Raw genomic sequence first — 17,879 nt, forward strand, 5'->3', positions numbered from 1 at the left:
ATAATGGGGGATAAGTCGGGGTACTAGGATAAATAAAGACTATTTTACGCGCCGTGCCGATTTAATAATGACAGGCTCTTTGAGGAGTTGCATGGGGTTTGAATAGGCATTGGTGGGGCCGTCTTGGCCGGTGACTCCTTGCTGAATCTTTTTGACTACCTCCATTCCTTTGATGACTTTGCCAAAAGCAGCAAAACCTTGCCCGTCTGGATTTCGTTTTCCTCCAAAATCAAGTTCGGGCTGGGCATTGATACAAATAAAAAACTCGGAAGCTCCACTTTCTGGCTTACCTCGCGCCATCGAAATCGCGCCATCTACGTGCAAAATGCCCGTTTTGTTAGTAGTTTCTTGGGGAATTGGGGGCAGCATTTTGGTAGAATCATTTTGAAGTCCCCCTTGAATCACTTCTATTTTTACTGGGCTAGTGGCCTGATTATCCATCCTTACCACCCGATAAAACTTTGCGCCGTCGTAGCGTTTTTCATCTACATAGCGTAAAAAATTGGCCACCGTCAGAGGTGCTTTTTCAGCATATAACTCCACGATGATGTTGCCTTTTGTAGTACTAATCTTAACTTTTTGAGCAAATGAAACGAATGTAATTGCTACCAAAAAGCATACTGCGAGTAAAGTGTTTTTCATATGAAGTTTTTATAGCGGCTGAATGCTTGACCAATGTAACATTTAATTAACATTAAGTCAAGCACTTACCGCTAAAACTCCAAAAATTTAAAAATGTATTTGAAATAATGCAAATATTTTACAAACTATGCTTCATAGCACCTTACTTCAAACAAGGAGGCAGGCACATGTACCGAAGGATGAGCCAAAACAATCGTAAGGGATTGCGTCGTGATGGTATGCTCAAAAATGATAATGCGCTGACTCTGGTGATTATCCTTGATTTCGGCAATCATTTGCTGCTGGTCGTTGAGAATTTTTACGGTTTTTACGCAAAAAGGCATCTCATTTTCGGGATGTGACATGAGTACGGTTTCCATCGGATGGTCAAAGTCAGTATCAAAGTGCAAAACTATTTTTTTGATGGACTGCGGTTCTGACCATTGTAGCGTTAGTTGGGGCTGCGTATCCTCATAATCTGCCACCCAAGCGTTGGGGCGATGAGTGGGTCGCTGAAGACCATTGCGTACTTCTTGAGCACCAAATACTGCTAGTGAAGGCTCGAATTTGAGAGCTAGATTTTTACCAGCCGGACGGCGCTGCGGACACCAAAACTCAAAGGTATCAACGCCAATATCGTCGATAGGGGCTTGTTTGCCATAATTAGAAACTGCTTTGTTAACAAGATTAAAAACAGACAATAGCCCCGTAATTCGTTGGTTTGAATACTGGAGCTTTACCTTTTCATTCTTGTGTATTGTCAAAAAAGCATAGCTTGGAGTAGCACCTGTAACAAGTGCGTGTTTTGACAAATCAAAAACCAAATGGATACAATTACGCCCTTTTTGTAAGGAAATCGTTTGTATTTCAAGTACCACATCGGGCGTATGATTGTCCGTTTTACTCGATACCCGAAGTTCTATTTGTAGGTCGGTAGACTCATCGGCATAAGGATGAAAAATTACTTTAAAAGGATTTTGGAGAGCCTCCGCAGCGAGAGGAAACATTTGAGCTACCGAAAACTCCATCGGTTGCGGCTCCCCCGACGGCATCAGCTCTTCTAAAACAAGCTCACTACTTGCGCTAATCTCTGCTTTTTGAACCAAATCTTGGTCGTCTTCCAAACGCAAATTTGGAATATGCTGCCCCGTTTTGAGGAGTTCTTTTTGTAAAGCAACAATGTGCTCTTTTTCGGACAACTGCCTTGGGAGAAGCCCTTTTTCGATGCACAGCTTGGCGGCCATTCCTACGGCTTGCCCTCCGTGGGCGCTCGTGGCCATCACACGCGATGAGCCAAAAGCTACGTGGCTCGCCGAAATGATACGCCCTGCAATGAAAAGATTGTTGACATTTTTTGAATAAAAACACCGATACGGAATGCCATAAATCCCTTTGCTGTGCCATTGATTGCAGCTCGATTGCCCGATTTCTGAAAAGACACCATCAGCGGGATGCAGATCAATAGACCATCCACCAAAAGCTACATCATCATAATGCGCGCGTTGCTCTACGACATCCTGCTGAATCAACATATAATCTCCCTCAAACCGCCGACTTTCGCGCTTGCCTGGAATATGCCCCACCCATTCCAAAGTCAGGGTTTCGGCCTCGGGAAAATTTCCCGAATTTTTGATATAATTCCACACTCCATACACTACTTTCCACAATTCCCATTTAATGGCTTCTGTATCGTGAACAGTATCTAATCGCCCCCCATACTCAATCCACCAAAGCCTACAGCCAAATTCGTTGGTATTGAATGACCTAAACTTAGGCACTTTTTGGGTGACATCATGCGCAAAACTTGGAGCTACAAACTTTATGGGTTTGCCTACATCTTTGGAATAAAAATAAAGACTATGCCCCAACAACTCTCCATACTCTTTGGCAGGAGCGAATTTCTCCCCAAATTCTTCTTTCGATTCAGCGCCCATCCTAAAAGCCGCCCCTGCCAAAAAACCTACGATACCATCGCCCGAAGCATCACAAAACAAAGGTGCCACTAGTTCGTATTGGGTGGAATTTTGCGAACAAAAAGCATATACTTTTGCGATGGTATCGGCTTCAGATTTCTCCAAATCATAGACCGAGGTATTGAGCAAAAGGGTGATGTTCGGCTCACTCACCACTTTTTCTAATAAAATCGTATCAAAAATCAGCGGGTTGCTGTCGGGGTTGCGGTACATATTTTCGACCAACAATTCGTCAATCACTCCCCCTTCACGCGCCCAACGGTTGTTGTTGCCCATGTGGGAGGTGGCACCTAGCACCCACAGCCGCACTTCGCTCGAAGAGTTGCCCCCCAATACAGGACGGTCGGTAACTAATACCACTTTGATGCCTGCTCTTGCTGCCGTAATTGCTCCGCAAAGGCCCGCCAATCCGCCACCTACGACCACCAAATCAGAAGTATAAAACACATTTTTGGGGGCTCTTTTTTCTGTCACTTCTCCTTTAATCATTGTATTTTTTCAAAAAGATTCTTTCTAATCGTCCTGCTTTATGACAAGTATTTATCACTATTTCAAATCAAACTGCTGGGTCAAGACCGAAAAACCAGTGGGTTTTAGAATCTCTAACTCCGCGTTTTTTTCAAATCCCCTAACGGGTAAGTTGATTTCTACGCTTTGGCCTGGCTCTAAATCAGGAATAGCCCAAGTGTTGTCGCCGCTTTTTAGGCGATATTTCTTGATAGCATAAGCCGGAAAATCACTTCTCACTTTTACTCTTACTCTTAATTGATGAATCCCCTGAGACCCTACTTCAAACCCTACTTTCTCTAAAGTTACGGACGACATTTCGCGGCGATGTGCGCCGTAAAGTGGGCGTTTGTTGCGTTCAGGCCCTACCAATCCCCACGGACGATAGCCGTTAGGGTTGGTACCTACGTGCCGACTTTGATAATCGTTGAACGACCACCACGAAGCACCCACGATGTACGGACGTTTGCGAATCTCGGCCATGACATTTTCCAAATGACTTACTTGACCTGCTTCGCCCGTGGGCGTATCGGCGCGCAGCCCCCATTCGCTTACTAAAATAGGCTTGTCGGGATACAAAGCGTGGATATGGTCAAATGCTTTGGCATGGTTTCCGTAGGTATTGGTCGATACAAAATCACAGTATTGGGTGGCTTCGTCTTCGGGCTTGGCAGGCAGAATATTGAGACGCATCGTCGCAAATGTATACAGGCGGGTAGCATCAAGGGTACGACCATATACCATCATATCTTTGGTCCAGCGCTGTCCTGAAGGCGTTTCTGACAAATATTCGTTACCTACACTATACGCTATTACACTTGGGTGATTCCAGTCGCGCTCGACCATTTCTCTAAACTGATGCTGAAACTTAGTCCGAATGGTATCATTGTCCATTTGACGAGGCGTAAGCTGCCAATTGCCCGCTTCGGTGATGATAAGCATGCCGTAACGATCTGCTAAGTCGTAAAATGCTTCGCTAGGGGTGTAATGGGTAAGTCGATGAAATTCCATCCCCGCTTCTTTCATCAGGCGAAAATCTTTTTCAATCAACCAGTCGGGTTCCAATGACCCTAAACCGGGATAATCTACTACCCGATTTCCACCCGCTAAGCGTAATGGCTGCCCATTGAGCAGGAGTTTTGCATTCTGAACCTCCACTTTACGTATTCCAAAATTCGTCGAAAGGGTATCGCCATTGACTGTTGCTTGGAGTTTGTATAGATTAGGTTCATCCAAATTCCATAGTTTTGTTTCGGTAGATTTCAATGAAGTCTCGGCTTCTAAAATCGCCGTTTGGCCTGCCGATACAGCAGCTGTGGTGTTTTTCCAAGTCAATTTTAAAGGCTGATTTTCCCACCAAATCACCGTCGTCAATTTAGGAGACGTGGTTTGCTTGGAAGCATTACGCACGCGTGCTTTAACCTTCACGGTGGCAGTGCCTTTCGCCAAATCAGGTGTGGACTCTACTTTTATATTTTCCAGGTAAACCTCTGGCTCTACTGTCAAATACAAGGGACGAATCAGCCCACCATAATTAATCCAGCCAGGGAAGGCATCGTTGGCATTGCCATAATCTTTAGAACCTGGAATAGTTCCTGTTTGCCATGTATCATTATTGACCGATATCGCCAACACATTCTCTCCCGCTTTTAAATAATCCGTTATATCAAAATGAAACGGCGTATAGCCACCTTCGTGGGTTCCCACTTTTTGGTTGTTGAGCCATATAGAAGTTAGATAATAAGATGCATCAAAGTGTAAAATCACACGTTTACCTGATGCAACTTGCCACGGGAAAGTACGTCGATACCACACTGTGCCCGTATAAAATTGATAGCGAGGGTCCACTGAAAAACAATGCGGCACCGTGACCTTATCCCAACCACTTACATTATAATCTTCCTTAAACCATCCGCGCATTGCTCCCATTTCGCGCGTATCCATCGCAAAAGCCCATTGGCCGTGCAAAGGAATAGCGTCGGTTTGGCGGATTGAGAATTGAGCCAAAGCAGAGAAGGACAATAAAAAAAATAAACTTGTTAGCTTCATGTGTGATATGTGTTGGTTGTCAGGGCTAAAGCCCATTCATTTTCGTTCATTTGTATCCCCCCAGGCCAAAGCCGTGAAGGGCAGAGGAATACCTCCCGATTTTTCTAACCACGTCCTTTAGGTCGTGGCAGAGGCGAAGTAACCCAATATTAGGGCTTTAGCCCTGACCCGTCAGTACCTCTTCTTTACTCAACTGGATTTTTTTTGCCGCTTGCCACGGAATAATGGCTCCTAAAAGAACTACAACCGCAATTCCTGCCGTAACCCAACCGCCGGAGGTAGCAAAGGCGCTTAAGCCTAGCAGTACTATCGCTACAAACACCAATGCTCCCGCAATCACCCTCATCCCAAAGCGGTTTTGGCGTTTGATTTCGGTCGCTTCTTCTTCCGTTTCAGCGAGTTTTTCTGCCTTACGTGTCGCTTTGGAGATCAGATATGATTCGTATTCTTCGGCTACGAGCCCTTTTGAACGAGCATATAATTCGTAAGCCAAAAGCAACATCAACGGCAGGCCAATGCCCACGATAGTTTCGACGGCACGGCTTAGTTTAAAGTCTAATAGCCACGGTGACAGCACTTTAAAAAACAGATTGACCGTCAAACCAACAATCGTAATCCAGAAAGTAGTTTTGCCATTGATACGTTTTGAAAACAGCGCCCAAAGCGGCGGAGCTAATAATGGCCCCCCCGAAATAGCCGAAATACTCAGTACCACTTCCACAATTCCGCCCGCCGCAGGTACCAGCAAGGCAATCACAATCATGCCCAGCCCAAATCCCCACGACGACAGCCTTGCTACTTTAATCAGCTGTTGATCAGAGGCTTTTGGATTGATAAAACCTTTGTAAATATCATTGGTAAAAACCGCAGAGACGACGTTTAATGTGGTATTGGCACTGGCCGAAGTTGAAAAATACATTCCCGTAAGCATCAACCCGAGCAAGCCAGGGGGCAGCACGGCCTTGCAAATCAGTAAGTAGGCATTTTCGGTGTCCAATCCTTCTAAACTGGGGTTCAGTGCCCGATAAATCATGGGGGGAAGCATCCAAATCATGGGACTAACTAAATACAGCGCGGCAAAAAGAAACGCTACTTTACGGGCCGACTTGGGGCTATCGACGCTGGTGTAACGCTGCACAAATGTCCAATTACCGCCAATGTAGGCAATATGATAGAACACAAAAGCCATCACAAAACCAAAGGTGTATTCGCCGTGGAGAAGGTTGAAAAAGTCGTCGGGGACTTGTTGGGTAAAAGTGTCAAAACCACCGACTTTATTGAGCGACAAAGGGAGTAAAATAAACACTGCCGCCGTCAAAATCACAAACTGTAAAATATCGGTTACCATGACTGCCCAAAGTCCGCCGACGGCTGTGTAAGCAATCATAAATATTCCCAATACAATGGTAGATTCAACCAAAGGAAATCCCAGTGAAACACTTACCAGCTTGGCCACGGGGTACAAGACTGAGCCTTTGATAAATACCGACACCAAGGTAAAAATACCGATGTAGGTCTTCTGAACGCGTTCGCCGAGGCGTTCACGGATAAACTCTGCCGCGGTGAGGTTGCCAGTAGCCCGCCAGCGAGGAGATAAAAACAGCCCCGTGACAATAGCCCCTATGCACATCGTCCATTGAATAGTCACGGCCACCCAGCCATGTTTGTAAGCGATAGAGCCCCACGCCACAAACGTGCCCGCGGAGAAAAAGGACATGAATAGCGACAGTCCACCAATGAACCAAGGCACGGCTTCTCCCCCCGCAAAAAACGATTTGAGGTTGCGCCCCGTGCGGGCAAACAGCATCCCAATCCCCAGCACAAAGGCGGAGAAAATAAAGATGACGGCGGTATCAATCAGTGAGTTCAAGCGTCTAAAGGGAGTTAAATGTAGAAAATGGATTGGTTATTGAGTTTTGAACAATGTCTTTTACTGTAAGATAATTTATGAACGTACCTTTTTACTCCTTTCAAACCGATATTACCCACGCTATTTACCTTTTTGAAAGTATTGGGGTAAAAGGTTTTATCCAAAAGGCAATCGTATTTGAAGCCACTGAGATCGACAACTCTTACAACCTGTCTTTATGCGATATACATCCGATCTCAGGTAAAATGAACTTCTCCGTGATTTCAGCGAATGGAGATACTCAAAAAGTTTTAGCAACTATTTATCCATTTTACCGATAAACATCCTCATTGTAGAATACTTTTCTTTGGAAGTTCAGCAGTTCGGAATCGTTTGTATCGTATGGCAATCAATCACTCATTAAGTGTAATTCTAGCGCAATTCGAGGTTTGGGGCTTTTAAATGACTCATGGTTACCATTTGATCCCAATAAAAACTTTGATGCTTTTTTGATAAATAGAAAATAAAATCTGATATTCCATTTTAAATTAGTCCTTTATGAAAACAACTAAGACAGTACTCGACGAGAAAGAGTGGGAAAGAATCCATCAAGCTCTTAAAGTGGCAACGGCGCCTAAACTAGAAAAGGCGAACGAAATACTTAAAAAGATACCTCTTCCTTTAAAGAAGGAGTAAAACCCTAATCACTTCGCTACCGTCATTACGTCAAATCCAGCTCCCGCCAATTGCTTTTTGTAGGACTTACCGTTGATAGTGACTTGAAAATCAGTTGCTTGCGAACGGTTATTCAACAAAATCACAAATAGCTTATCTTTCTGCTCCGATTCTGCCAAGAGGTAATCAATGGTCGGATTGTCGATTTTAACGAGGTTTTCGTCAACGATGAGTTTGGCCTTGGTACCGTTGATAAGACCCGCTTCAAATCCATAACTTTGGTGAGGGCCTACTTTAGGCGTCACAAACCCACGAGGGAATTTCACTTGGCCATTGGAACGAACCTCTGCTTCCGACATCAGATAATCCGTAATCCAGCCAATCTGCCACCAAGCGTGGTGTGGATAAGGCCCTGCGCCACGATTCATGGCTTGCCAATAGTAGGATGCTACGCTTGTTTTAGCATCCACAAAGGCATCACGCCCCCAAACTCCTGCCCGTGCCAAGTCGGCGAAAATGGGTTCTTTCGTAAGCTGAAACATTCGTAAAAACAATCCCGCATGACTCGCCAACTGAATAGGCCCTTGGGAATTGGAAGACCCAAAAATGCCACCGTGTTCAAAACTAAGACCTGCTTGGGCAATCTCCCAATCCTCACGAGGGCTACCGTTGACGGTTTTGGGGTTACGATTTGGGATGGGGTGAGTGTATATAGAGGTTGTGTATACTTTTGCAGCAGTAATAGCCGCATTTTTGTATTTCTCTTTTTGAGTAAAATCGTACAAATCCAACAGCGCCTGAGCCGACTGCGCCGTGGCAAAATCGGGGGCATAGCGAGCATCGCCACATACCCCTAAAAAACCACCTGTTTCGACGGCGTTTTTCACAAACCAATCGGCTCCTTTCTGCGCCGCCACCAAATATTTAGAGTCTTTGAGAATCCGATACGCTACCAACAACCCATAAAAAGTAGGCCGAACATCTTTGATGTCACGGAAGATTTCTTGCTCATTTTTCCGATCGTAAGCCACGGCCCAGCTACCATCTGACTTTTGATTTTTGAGCAACCACTCAGCACCACTACTCAGCAAATTACGTAAGGAGGTATTGTTAGGTTCAAAAAGTAGAATATTTCCTAAATCCAACATCGTATAGTAAGTAACGGCGATGGGCTCGACTACCTCTCCCCACTCCTCCGTAAATCGTTTTGATTTTGCCAAATAATATTGTCCCGCTAAGGCACCTTTAAAAAAACCTTCGTCCGTAATCTGCTGTACTATCTTGAAATTCAAGGCATAAGGCAGTACCTTTTTGGTGAGTAGAGTGTCTTGGGTGGCATTGGCGAGCATCCACATCGCGCCATAATCAGAGTTTTTCATGGCATCTTTGTTTGAACCTATCACGCCACCCAAATACGACTGAGCTCCAATTTTCAAGCCCTTGTATTCTTCAATATTCCAAAGCGACGTTTTGGGGTCAGTCAAATAATGGTGCATTTTCTGGATACGGTCGGTGAGCGACTGCTTGCTTTGGCGAAGTGCAAGACTTTGTTTTAGTTGAAAAATATCATAAACCGCATGATTAATGGCCTTGAACCAATCGCCGGCTATCAAACTATAACGAAAAGAATAGCTCACGGTCTCGCCCGCTTTCAGTTCAGATTTTGGCTCACCCAATACTGGAAAATAGAGTGTAGGCGTAATTTGAGACTTACGGTTTTTGTGCGATAGCCCCACGTTCCAAGCGTGCATGGTATTTTTGTCTTTTTCCCAAGGGTCACGACAAAGGTCTGGGTCGGGCATGAGCGAAATCGTAATTCCGCTTTTGGTCGTTACCAACGGACTTAGTGTACTAGCCGAACGCTCTCGATACACAACCGGCAAAGCAGGTGCGCCATGACCATACGCATAAGCCAAGGCAAAATTGGGCTGAATGTAATTTCCCTGAAAATAACCCGGCACCGACACCCACGCCATATCGGCCTCACTCACAGGAGCAAGTGTAGGAGTAGCCAACGAAAAATAGCCAGCAGTTTTAGGGGTTAGTGTCTGTTTGACCCATATATCGGTAGGAAATTGGGGATCAAAATTCCACTCGGTGGTGATTTTTGCTACTTCATTTTCGGTTTCAAAACTGAGTTGATTGGTTTTGATTTGTTTCCCATTTTTCGCGAAAAAATGAAACGCTTTTCCTGCCGTATTTAAGGATACAGGATTGGTACTTTCGGCCCACTGTTTGGTTTGATAATGATACGCCTCTCCTGGAAATGTTTCACCAGTGATAGATTTAAAAACTGAATCGGGAGTCATTTTGGGTTTTTCAGCGCTAAAAAGTAGCGTATTCTCTCCCGAAGGAATTTTTAATGCTACCCAAGAGCTCCCTTTTTTAACGGATAATGTTTTGATTTGCCAACCCATTGCGCTGTTTTCCCAACGCATCTTCACAGCTTCATTTTCTAAAACCAGCGACTTCTGCGCCCATAATTCCCCAAAAACCATTGAGAAAATCACTGCCAGTAATGTACGTTTTGTGCTCGTCATTGTCTTATTTTTTTTCACTCAGAATTGGTTTACTACTTAACTATCACCTCTGCTTTTTGGGCAAAACCCATCGTGCCGTAGGCGACTTGCAACGAACGACAATCGGACGGGATTTGATAAGTCGCTCTAAAAACCCCCGTGTTTTCACCCGTTTCGGCTACCTCTAGTGAGGTGCTTTTTTTACCATTTATATTTAGCGTTACGGCTCCTTTTTCGGCTTTATCCCAGTCCATGTTCAGGGCGGCCTTTAGCTCAATGGTCACCGTTTGTCCCGCCTTCGTTTGCTTAATTTCTTTGCCAGAAGCATCCAAAATTCTTATTCGGTGGCTGCCCAGCGTCGAAAATGTAAGGGTCGCTTGCCAGCCACGGTTCGAAACACACCAGCCTTCGGTGGCATAGGCGTCTTTGCCAATCAAGTCTTTGGGGTCGTTGCTGGTTGGAGTAGTACTGGCGGATTTCTGGAAATCTTTATCAAGCGGTGAACCGTCGAGCGTGCCGCGTACTTTGCCCAGCATTCCGTAGCCATTGGGATGGGCCGAAGGCCAGCCCTTTTCTACTCCTTCCCAATACCCATTGATGGCCAACCGCTCGGAGCTTTTGTTGCTCAAGTGCGCTCCTACGGGATTGACTCCAAAGACAAAATCGACTTGTGCCCAACCAATGTCTCGCAAGCGGCGGTCATTCAACAGATAAGCGACGGCAAACATCGACCCGCCCAAAGCAGGAGCACCGCCCAGTTCTTTGGTTTTAGGATGCGCCCATTCAGTTTCGCTGTGGACGCGGTACTTCCAAAAATTATTGGTTTTTTGGTGCATGTGCGTAGCCCAAGCCTGCAATTTCTCTTTCGAGCCTTGTGGGGCGTGTTCGGGCGCTACCAGTAAAAAATAGGCCAAGGCTTGCGGCGTAATATGCTCGGCGTTCCGAATCCACCACATGTGGCGGGGATTGTTGAAATCCCAGTGTTGGATAATGTCTTTTGCACTTTCTTGGGCCCAGGTCAGGTACTGCTGAGGCTTGCCGTCGGGCTCGTTTTTTTCGCACAAATACATGAACAAATTACTAAAGACCGACTGACCGTAGGCGTTACCCATTTCGTTGAATTCCTGAAAACCCGCGTCCACCCATTTGTTACTGTACGTCCAGTAGCGCACTACTTTGTGGCGGTCGTACTGCGTCCATTTTTCATTGCAGACTTGTCGGTACTTGAGGTATTTTTCGCGGGGTAAATAGGGTTTCAGAAAATCATGGTAAGCGGCACAGACCACCGAGAGTTGGTCGAGCAGGTTCCAGTAATCGTACTGCATTCGACGCTGCCCTTCGTAGCCTAACGAGCCGTGGCGGTTGCCTACGGGGCCTTGATACGCCACGTGGGCATAGGCAAACTCCGCGTGCCACAAAATCAAATCTATCAAATCGGGCGTGTTTTTGTCCCCAAATTCGGTTTTCCAACGGTCGTACAGCGAGGGATTGGAGGCGTATTGGAGGCATTCAAAAATTGTTTCTAGGCCATACGCTCCCCCGTCGCGCGAAGGGCCTCCGCCATATACTTTGGGCAAATTGGCATTGATTGGGTCTTCTGAGCCACGCACGTCGATGAAGAACTCGTAGCCTAGTTTTGAGGATAGTTTTTCGATGAGGTGGTCAGCAATCCAAAAAGGAACGGAGGGGGTAAAGCCTTCTACTTCCACCCTAAATTCATCTTTCGAGACGGGGTCAAAGGAAGTAAACCACCCTTCTTGATTTATGAGTTCTCCCGTAAATTCCGCCCGATTGGTCGTGGTGTTGACAATGCTAAATTTCGCACCGTCTTTGGCTCCCAGACCTACAAAGCGTTTGGCCTCGCCGCGATTGTATCCCGCTTGGTTAACCAAAATCTGGGCAAAAAGCGGCGTTTGGCACATTACACCTAGTAAGCCGCCCACCACGTACAATAAATATAGAGTTCTCTTTTTTCTCATAATCAATTTTTTAATTCATTGCTTGCATACGTTCTCAACTTGCCTGTTTCGTCTCGGTAAATAATATACACATCAAGGTCATGATGGGTATTTAGAAAGCGTTTGGTATTTTCTAATCCCATTACAAAAAAGGCCGTATCGTAGCCATCGGCGGTCATGGCATCTTTGGCAAAAACCGTTACACTGAGTATCGCACTTTGCTCCATTTCACCCGTTTTAGGATTGATGATATGACTAAACAATTGCCCGTTAGCCTCGTACCGATTCCGATAATTACCTGCCGTAGTCATAGCGCGATTGGTGAGATTCATTTTTGTTTGCAACTGGGTCGGAGACAAAGGATTTTCGATGCCAATAACCCATGACTGCCCGTCGTTTTTTTGTCCTTTAGCAAGAATTTCACCCCCAATTTCGACCATGTAATGTTGAATGCCTTGGATTTCTAACAAGGCTCCTACTTGATCTACACTGTACCCTTGTGCAATGGAATTGAGATCCAAACGAACACCCGATTTTAGCTTTACAATTTCAACTTTATCAAATCTAATATTTTGAAAACCAACACATTGCAATAAAGAATCTTTGTTTACAAATTGCCCTTTTGGTATTTTTTTAGGCCCAAACCCATACGCTTCTACCAAAGGCATCACGGTAGGGTCAAAAGCACCTTGGGTTTGGTGAAATATTTCTTCCGATTTTTTGAGTACGGCATAAAAATGGGGTAAACGAAATCGAAAGCACATAGAACGATTAAAAGTCGAAATCTCCGAATCGGGGCGGTAGAGAGAAAGGGATTGATCAATTTCCGCCAACAATGAATCTACTTCTCGCTGAAAAGAACGTTGACGACCATCAACATACTTGATGTGGTAGGTTGTGCCCTGCGCCTGTCCTTGCAAAAGAACCATCGGCTCGTTTGCAAAGGCAGCAGCAAGGGCTACTATCCAACCACCAAGAATCAGTATCGTCGTTTTCATCAACTTTTCCTCTACTCCTTAAAAAGCAGCACTTTTATCTCAGAGTGCAACAATTCTATAACCTAAGGCTTTACAGGAGGAACTTCGTCTTTAATAATAGCCATCAATTCGGGAAGGTATTGTTGATAAACGCCGCGTGGCGTAGTATTGAATTTTTTGGTCAAGTAAGCTGCAAAGCCTACTACTTCTCCCATCATTCCGCAAGTGCGCATCACACGAGTACTTCCAAAAGCCACGTGAGTAGTACTAATATTGCGCCCTGCCATAAATAAATTGCTGATGTTTTTGGAATACAAACAGCGGTAAGGAATGGTGTAGGGGGCTACTTTGATGTGCTTCGTCCCGGCAAAAAACTCTTGTCCTTCAAAATACTTTTTATTGCGCTCATCAGGGAAATGCAAATCAATCGTCCATGTAGCCGTTACTGTCCCATCGGGGTATTGTTTGCCTTCCTGAATGTCCATTTGATTGAGAATGTGATCTCCAATCAATCGCCTCGACTCCCGTTTTCCACCAATGTAAGCTACCCAAGCCAATTCATGTTTTGCGTATTTGGCGGCTTTGTTTTTTTTCAGATAGGACCAGTTGCCATAAATCGCTCGCAGGTTATGGTCGCGGATTTGCTCGGCCTGCGTAATGGTGTTAAAATTACCAAAGCCTGTTTCCCACTGCCAATCGGCCTTGGCATCATCAATGTGGTATTCGTCCGAAAACTGAATTGCCCAAGGGGTTTCAGGAAACGACGACTCATTATCACGCGGGAGCGACGCCCAAAGATTAGAAGTCCCTAATGTAAAATCATCTGCCTTTTCGGAGGCCAATGATTCGCCCGTTTCAGCTTTGCTCTCACGCCCCATTCGGTATTCGGCTCCCGCCAAATGCCCAATGGTACCGTCGCCTGTGCAATCAGAAAAAAATGTTCCTGTAAAACGCGTTTCTTTGTTGGTCGCGATGTCGCGGCCAATCACCGCCACAATTTTATCGCCTTCTTTTTCGACTTGATATACGTGGGTATTCAAAAACAATGAAATATTACGTTCGGCTTTGACAATCGCCGTTTTGCGGGCGTCGCCGTATTCCTTAGCATCAGGATTACCATTTCCGGGGTCGCCATTGTCCATTTCTCTTACAATGCGCCCTAGTTTTGGATAATGGTTTTTGTCAACATCTCCCATTAAATGCACCCTAATTTCTGAACTATTGTTGCCACCAAGCACAGGACGATCTTGAATCAAAGCTACTTTTAGTCCCATCCGAGAAGCCGAAATGGCAGCGCACGTTCCCGCAATTCCACCTCCCACGACAACCAAATCAAATTTGCCAGCCTCCGCAGGTTTGTCGGTCAGTTTGAGCAATTTTTTGCGAAACGCATTCATGGCTTCCAAGGATTCGGGAGGTGTAAAACCCGATGCATTCGTAAACAAAATGGCATCACAACGGCCGTTAAAGCCTGTTAGGTCATGCAAAGCGACACTCACTTCTTCGTTCTGAATGTCGATTTCACCTCCCGCATACCATTTCCATACATCCGAACCGCTTTCTCCAAAAACTTGAGTTAAAGGCTTTCCATTAAGCACCACCTGAAACTTCCCAGGGCCTTTGGGGAAAGGAGCCCAATCTTTGGTGCGTACCCACACGCGGTATTTTCCTTTTTTGGGAAACTGAACCGTTGTGGAAGCATCTTTAACGGGGCGGCCCATGCCGTGCGCCATCAGATAAGAAGAGCCCAATACCACAAAAGATTGTTGGTCAATTACCCAGCCGCCTTTTTCGGTAAATGATTCTGTTTCTAAAAAAATGTGTTCTTGCGCTATCAAGTGTAGAGACAATAGCAGGAAAAAGAGGGTTTGGAGAAATGGTTTCATATTATTTTTTGGTTGGATTGTTTAGGTCGTAAAATTCGGTCATTCGTTTTTTCACTTCCTTGTTTTTAGGAGAATGTTTCACCAACAAAGGATAGATGTCGTTTGCGTAATTAGAGCTGGCTAGTTGGCCTGCCAATATACGCTGCGCTTGCTGCGACAACGTGGATTGCGTAGTGAGTATTTTTAATAAAAGCGTCGCTTGTTCTTGATTCGCATTGCTCAACTGTTGCGCTAAAAACTCCTTTGTTTCATCCGTAAGTGATGATAGACTGGTCATTTTTTTCAAAATCGCAATCTGCAAGGGATAAGAAGCCGTTTGGTAGGTTTCCCAAAGCCATCGTTGACGTGTTTTATCCACAAAAAACTGATTGTGAAGCTTTTGTAAGGCGTAACGAGCCGTAAAAATGTTTTTCCCTCGAATCACTTGCTGCATATCAGCCTCAAAACCCGTGGTCACTTTTCCTTCGTCAGTCATGATGCGTTCCATAGCCCAGTATTGATAATGATGATTGCGGTCGGTCAAAAATCGATGCAACAATTCCTCACTTTTAAAAGTCTCCGTGATTCGCTGCATCTCTGCCACCACCTTCCCGTGGGCAATATGCCAGAGCGTATAGCAAGTATAAACCGCGCCGTCGATGACCTCGTTCTTCACAGTTTTGAGCGTAGCACCTGCTTTGGCATCTACCGAATCGGCAAGATTTTCGGTGCCTTTGCCCACCAAATCCTCCATCGAAACATCTTTTAAAAGGGAGTGAGTATTTGCCAAAATAGTCTGTAATTTCTCATAATCATCCGGCTTAAAGGGCTTGTGATCCATGCGAGTCAACTCGGTTCTTGGGGGCAAATCGAAACGCGTATAGTTGCCCAGCAAATCCCAATAAAAGTTGATATAAACAGGTTTACATTCTCCCGTAAGACAAACGGGCGTAAAAATGTTGCTAAAGAAATACTGCGGTTGCCCAGCAGTATCCAAAGCTAACTTTAGGGTATATTCTGTAGAGTCATTGATTGTAAGGGTGTAAGCTTTGGTATTTAAGGGAATTTGGGAAAACGCTGAAATGGTTACTGATAAGAAAACACATAAAATACTAGTATTCCTACCAACTTTTGTGAAAAACCCAAGTGGTAAAAAATAGTATAGGATATGCTTAAATTTTGACACTATAGCTTTGAGTTTTAAAACGTTGGCAAGGTTTGGAACCTTGCCAACGTTGAGGGTCGATAACTTCGCCAACGTTATGTTTTACTTCAAATCTAGGTTACTTCCACCTTAGATTTGGCATGTATTTCCTCTGGTGGTTAACGTTGGCAAGGTTTAGAACCTTGCCAACGTTGAAGCCCTAAAACCTTGCCAACATTGTGGGTTTACTTCCAATCTGGGTTTTGCTCCAATTTAGGATTGGCATTGATCTCGTCTAGTGGAATAGGGAAATACTTGTTTTTAGCCGTTGGGGTACGCGAGGGATAGACGTTGTTGACGGCTTTAGGAATCACACTCATAAATTTGTCAGTGCGGGTTAAATCATACCAGCGATCACCTTCGGCAAAAAACTCCCACGAACGCTCCTGCAACACGGCATCGATAAATGCATCTTTGCTCAAACCTGCTTTCAAATCGGGTAAACCTGCGCGTTTACGAATGACATTCACAAATCCATACGCAGCGGCAGTTGCTCCATTCAAACGTGCCTCAGCCTCGGCAGCAATGAGGTACATATCAGGTAAACGTAGAATAGGAATATTAGGAATTTGTCCTACAATCGTGTTGGGGTCCTGGTATTTTTTAATCAAAACACCTTGGGTCGTAATGGGCGTAATACTGCGTTGAGGCACTACCGCACCGCTTCGATTGATGTAAGTAGTATCCAAAAGCTGACGACGCTTGTCGGCGGGGTCGAACGAATCAAAGAAAGATTGATACGCAAACATCGACCCAAACGATGTGCGAGCGTACTCCGCTCCCGCATTACCGGGAGGGCCACAAAGGCCCGTAAGTTGGTGGCCACGGCCAGGAGAAATGGGGGCTACTTCATACGCCCACATGTTTTCCACACGCGCTGCGTCTTCTTTCTCATTGCGATACACATCGCGCACATCGGGCATGAGCGAGTACTTGCCCGAACTGATAACTTCTTGCGCTTTCTGCAAAGCTTTTTGCCAATCTTCGTTGTACAAAGCAGCTTTAGCATAAAGTGCATTGACCACTTCCTTGGAAGGACGACCTTTTTCGACAGCTGGATACGATAACAATCCTGCGGCAAGTGCTTGATCTAAATCACTGTAAATCTGCTTATAAACGTCAGCTTTGGGGCTTTTTGGAACGGTTGCTTCTGCTTCGGAAGTACTCGGTTTTACTTTCACAGGAACATCGCCAAAGTTTTTGGTCAAGTTCCAGTGGTAAAACGCTCGCATAAAATACGCCTCGCCCACGATTTGTTTTTTGCGTGTTTCATCCATGACGGCAGCAGGTACTTTTTCGATAATCCAGTTGGCTTTTTCGATCCCGTCGTAGCACGATGCCCAAATCTGTTGCGGCGATTCGTTGGTACGGCCTGCGGTGCGCTGGGTCGTGTAGTTGGCGTCATAAGCAAAAAGCGTCAGGGTATTGCGTCCTACTACCGCCCGGGGATAACACTGGTCAGCGCTAAAGTCGGATACAATGGTCAAAGCAGGCCCCCCTCCCATATCTCCCAAGGGGTCATAGACGGCCACAAGCCCTTTTTCGGCATCCGCGGCAGTTTTATAAAAAGCCTCCGTGTAAATGGAGGAGTAAATGGTTTCGTCTAGATTACAGCCTGTATTGAGCACCAAAAGGGCAGTACATAAGCCGATGAGTCTATTATATTTTTTCATAATGAATGC

10 protein-coding genes and 1 pseudogene are annotated in these 17,879 nt (G+C 45.3%); 1 reads left to right on the top strand and 10 read right to left on the bottom strand.

Annotated features, from left to right (window positions below; all coding sequences use genetic code 11):
* Nucleotides 1-39: 39 nt before the first annotated feature.
* From G563_RS0121425 to G563_RS0121440, 4 genes are all read right to left on the bottom strand, one after another.
* The gene (locus G563_RS0121425; RefSeq protein ID WP_037327781.1) at nucleotides 40-642 is read right to left on the bottom strand and encodes a peptidylprolyl isomerase; all 603 of its coding nucleotides are present in this window, start codon (nucleotides 640-642) and stop codon (nucleotides 40-42) included.
* A gap of 125 nt (nucleotides 643-767) precedes the next feature.
* Entirely contained in the window at nucleotides 768-3,083 is a 2,316-nt protein-coding gene (locus G563_RS0121430; protein ID WP_028667108.1) for an FAD-dependent oxidoreductase, read from the bottom strand.
* A 57-nt stretch (nucleotides 3,084-3,140) separates the two neighbouring features.
* Nucleotides 3,141-5,150 (bottom strand): glycoside hydrolase family 2 protein, encoded by a 2,010-nt coding sequence (locus tag G563_RS0121435; protein WP_037327784.1) that lies wholly within the window; start codon nucleotides 5,148-5,150, stop codon nucleotides 3,141-3,143.
* 157 nt (nucleotides 5,151-5,307) lie between these two features.
* Complete coding sequence (locus G563_RS0121440) at nucleotides 5,308-7,020, bottom strand: sodium:solute symporter family protein (protein WP_028667110.1); 1,713 nt, start codon at nucleotides 7,018-7,020, stop codon at nucleotides 5,308-5,310.
* Nucleotides 7,021-7,097: 77 nt separating this feature from the next.
* On the opposite strand from G563_RS0121440, the pseudogene G563_RS39250 reads away from it, so the two are divergent.
* Nucleotides 7,098-7,461 (top strand): annotated as a pseudogene (locus G563_RS39250) (DUF6934 family protein).
* Between the two features lie 242 nt (nucleotides 7,462-7,703).
* Here G563_RS39250 and G563_RS0121455 read toward each other — a convergent pair.
* The 6 genes from G563_RS0121455 to G563_RS0121480 form a co-directional block, all read right to left on the bottom strand.
* On the bottom strand, nucleotides 7,704-10,172 hold the full coding sequence (locus G563_RS0121455) for a prenyltransferase/squalene oxidase repeat-containing protein (RefSeq protein WP_374754536.1): 2,469 nt from the start codon (nucleotides 10,170-10,172) through the stop codon (nucleotides 7,704-7,706).
* A gap of 74 nt (nucleotides 10,173-10,246) precedes the next feature.
* The gene (locus G563_RS0121460) at nucleotides 10,247-12,172 is read right to left on the bottom strand and encodes an early set domain-containing protein (protein WP_028667113.1); all 1,926 of its coding nucleotides are present in this window, start codon (nucleotides 12,170-12,172) and stop codon (nucleotides 10,247-10,249) included.
* 2 nt (nucleotides 12,173-12,174) lie between these two features.
* Nucleotides 12,175-13,149 carry an FAD:protein FMN transferase gene (locus tag G563_RS0121465; protein ID WP_051211121.1) on the bottom strand — a complete coding sequence of 325 codons (975 nt, stop codon included), beginning with the start codon at nucleotides 13,147-13,149 and terminating at the stop codon, nucleotides 12,175-12,177.
* 62 nt (nucleotides 13,150-13,211) lie between these two features.
* Complete coding sequence (locus tag G563_RS0121470; RefSeq protein WP_028667115.1) at nucleotides 13,212-15,014, bottom strand: FAD-dependent oxidoreductase; 1,803 nt, start codon at nucleotides 15,012-15,014, stop codon at nucleotides 13,212-13,214.
* Between the two features lies 1 nt (nucleotide 15,015).
* Nucleotides 15,016-15,990 (bottom strand): hypothetical protein, encoded by a 975-nt coding sequence (locus tag G563_RS35520; protein WP_229598545.1) that lies wholly within the window; start codon nucleotides 15,988-15,990, stop codon nucleotides 15,016-15,018.
* A gap of 392 nt (nucleotides 15,991-16,382) precedes the next feature.
* Nucleotides 16,383-17,870: a RagB/SusD family nutrient uptake outer membrane protein gene (locus G563_RS0121480; RefSeq protein ID WP_028667116.1), complete on the bottom strand. Its 1,488-nt coding sequence runs from the start codon at nucleotides 17,868-17,870 to the stop codon at nucleotides 16,383-16,385.
* Nucleotides 17,871-17,879: the final 9 nt, after the last annotated feature.

It is taken from the genome of Runella zeae DSM 19591 (genome assembly GCF_000423565.1).
In the GTDB taxonomy this organism is placed as follows: domain Bacteria; phylum Bacteroidota; class Bacteroidia; order Cytophagales; family Spirosomataceae; genus Runella; species Runella zeae.